Here is a 3,649-nt window from a genome sequence, read left to right on the forward strand (position 1 = left end):
TGTGGGGGGTGGTGGGGTTGGTGGTTCGGGAACCGCACAGTGGACGCATAGCAAGAGTGTGTTGGTGTTGAAGTTGTCGGCTGATTAGTACCGGTCAGCTGCACGGGTCGTTGGTCCCCGTTTCCACGTCCGGCCTATCTACCCAGTGTTCTGCTGGGTGCCTCTCACCCCGAGGGGTATGGAAACCTCATCTTGAAGCAGGCTTCCCGCTTAGATGCTTTCAGCGGTTATCCCTTCCGAACGTAGCCAACCAGCGGTGCTCCTGGCGGAACAACTGGCACACCAGAGGTTCGTCCGTCCCGGTCCTCTCGTACTAGGGACAGCCCTTCTCAAGTTTCCTGCGCGCGCAGCGGATAGGGACCGAACTGTCTCACGACGTTCTAAACCCAGCTCGCGTACCGCTTTAATGGGCGAACAGCCCAACCCTTGGGACCTACTCCAGCCCCAGGATGCGACGAGCCGACATCGAGGTGCCAAACCATGCCGTCGATATGGACTCTTGGGCAAGATCAGCCTGTTATCCCCGGGGTACCTTTTATCCGTTGAGCGACGGCGCTTCCACAAGCCACCGCCGGATCACTAGTTCCGACTTTCGTCCCTGCTCGACCTGTCAGTCTCACAGTCAAGCTCCCTTGTGCACTTGCACTCGACACCTGATTGCCAACCAGGCTGAGGGAACCTTTGAGCGCCTCCGTTACATTTTAGGAGGCAACCGCCCCAGTTAAACTACCCACCAGGCACTGTCCCTGGTCCGGATCACGGACCGAGGTTAGACATCCGAAGCGGCCAGAGTGGTATTTCAACGTTGACTCCACCCGCACTGGCGTGCGGGTTTCACAGTCTCCCACCTATCCTACACAAGCCGCACCGAACATCAATACCAAGCTATAGTAAAGGTCCCGGGGTCTTTCCGTCCTGCTGCGCGTAACGAGCATCTTTACTCGTAGTGCAATTTCGCCGAGTTCGCGGTTGAGACAGCGGAGAAGTCGTTACGCCATTCGTGCAGGTCGGAACTTACCCGACAAGGAATTTCGCTACCTTAGGATGGTTATAGTTACCACCGCCGTTTACTGGGGCTTAAATTCTGAGCTTCACCCGAGGGTTGACCCGTCCTCTTAACCTTCCAGCACCGGGCAGGCGTCAGTCCGTATACATCGTCTTGCGACTTCGCACGGACCTGTGTTTTTAGTAAACAGTCGCTTCTCCCTGGTCTCTGCGGCCGTCCACGCTCCCCGAGCTAGTCGGTTCACGTTTCGGGCCCCCCTTCTCCCGAAGTTACGGGGGCATTTTGCCGAGTTCCTTAACCACGATTCGCTCGATCGCCTTGGTATTCTCTACCTGACCACCTGAGTCGGTTTGGGGTACGGGCGGCTAGAACCTCGCGCCGAGGCTTTTCTTGGCAGCATAGGATCACCCGTTTCGCGCATACGCGCTCACTATCAGCTCTCAGCCTGGTGTCGGGCGGATTTGCCTACCCGACGGCCTACAGCCTTGGACGTGGACTACCATCGCCACGCCGGGCTACCTTCCTGCGTCACCCCTGTTAATACGCTTACCTACTACCGGTTCGGGTCCCGCGCTCCCCTGTCCGGTGACCCCGAAGGGTCGGTGGACAGGTTTGGGCGGTTAGCATCACCGGGCTCGGTATGGGCGGTTCTTCGCCGGTAGGAGAATATCAACTCCTTGTCCATCGACTACGCCTGTCGGCCTCGCCTTAGGTCCCGACTTACCCAGGGCGGATTAGCCTGGCCCTGGAACCCTTGGTCATTCGGCGGACGGGTTTCTCGCCCGTCATTCGCTACTCATGCCTGCATTCTCACTCGTGTGGCCTCCACCGCTGGGTTCCCCCGCGGCTTCACCGGCCACACGACGCTCCCCTACCCACCTGCGCCTCTGGACCACGAAGGCCTGAGTTACGCGCAGATGCCACGGCTTCGGCGGTGTACTTGAGCCCCGCTACATTGTCGGCGCGGAATCACTTGACCAGTGAGCTATTACGCACTCTTTCAAGGGTGGCTGCTTCTAAGCCAACCTCCTGGTTGTCTGTGCAACTCCACATCCTTTCCCACTTAGCACACGCTTGGGGGCCTTAGCCGGTGGTCTGGGCTGTTTCCCTCTCGACTACGGAGCTTATCCCCCGCAGTCTCACTGCCACGCTTCCACTTACCGGCATTCGGAGTTTGGCTGACGTCAGTAACCTTGTAGGGCCCATCGGCCATCCAGTAGCTCTACCTCCGGCAAGAAACACGTGACGCTGCACCTAAATGCATTTCGGGGAGAACCAGCTATCACGAAGTTTGATTGGCCTTTCACCCCTAACCACAGGTCATCCCCCAGGTTTTCAACCCTGGTGGGTTCGGTCCTCCACGCGGTCTTACCCGCGCTTCAACCTGCCCATGGCTAGATCACTTCGCTTCGGGTCTAGACCCAGCGACTGTATCGCCCTGTTCGGACTCGCTTTCGCTACGGCTTCCCCACACGGGTTAACCTCGCCACTGAGCACTAACTCGCAGGCTCATTCTTCAAAAGGCACGCTGTCACCCCAACCAAGGAGGCTCCAACGGATTGTAGGCACACGGTTTCAGGTACTATTTCACTCCCCTCCCGGGGTACTTTTCACCTTTCCCTCACGGTACTGGTCCGCTATCGGTCACTAGGTAGTATTTAGGCTTAGCAAGTGGTCTTGCCAGATTCACACGAGATTTCACGGGCCCCGTGCTACTTGGGATCCCCTTCGGGAGGCCGCACCATTTCGTCTACCGGACTCGCACCGTCTGTGGTCCGCCTTTCAATGCGGTTCGACTATGACACGGCTTTCTGACTCCCCGGTGGACTGTCAGATCCACCAGAAGGGTCCCACAACCCCGGACACGCAACGCCTGACAGCTTTACCACGCGCCCGGTTTGGCCTCATCCGCTTTCGCTCGCCACTACTCACGGAATATCTCTTCCTGCCGGTACTGAGATGTTTCACTTCCCGGCGTTCCCTCCACACACCCTATATATTCAGGTGCGGGTCGCACGACATGACTCGTACGGGGTTCCCCCATTCGGAAACCCTCGGATCACAGCTCGTTTGCCAGCTCCCCGAGGCTTATCGCAGGCTACGACGTCCTTCTTCGGCTCCTAGTGCCAAGGCATCCACCCTGTGCCCTTAAAAACTTCGACACACACACTACAATCTATTCGCAGAGACCAAGAACAAAAACCACGGACACACCCGAAGGCGTCATCCGAGCTTTTTGCATCTTGATCTTTTCAAAGATGCTCGCGTCCACTGTGCAGTTCTCAAACAACCAACGACCCCGACCCGCCACGGACCCGCCTACCCACCAAGACCAGCTCGGTGAGCGGTTCGTGATCCACGGACCGACCCGTACCAGGCACCACCACCACGTGGCCGGTGACCTGAGGACCCAACAGTGTGCTCGACAAGCCCCGGACCCACCCGCGATGTTCCACCACACCACCACCCACGCACCCGCACCCACCCCCGAAGAGGCACGGCACGACCACGACCGGCAGCGACGCAGGTACTGACACCAGCGAGACCGACGCTCTTTCGTCAATGTTCCACCCATGAGCAACCACCCCCACACGCGAACGGCGTGGGCCGTGGCCACCACACACCCCCCAGCAGCACCCACCC

1 rRNA gene is annotated in these 3,649 nt (G+C 58.8%); it reads right to left on the reverse strand.

What is annotated here, in order from left to right:
- Positions 1 to 64: 64 nt before the first annotated feature.
- Positions 65 to 3,168, reverse strand: a 23S ribosomal RNA gene (locus AC4H2G_RS21530).
- Between the last annotated feature and the right edge of the window lie 481 nt (positions 3,169 to 3,649).

Source organism: Cellulosimicrobium sp. BMG9.23 (genome assembly GCF_059159985.1).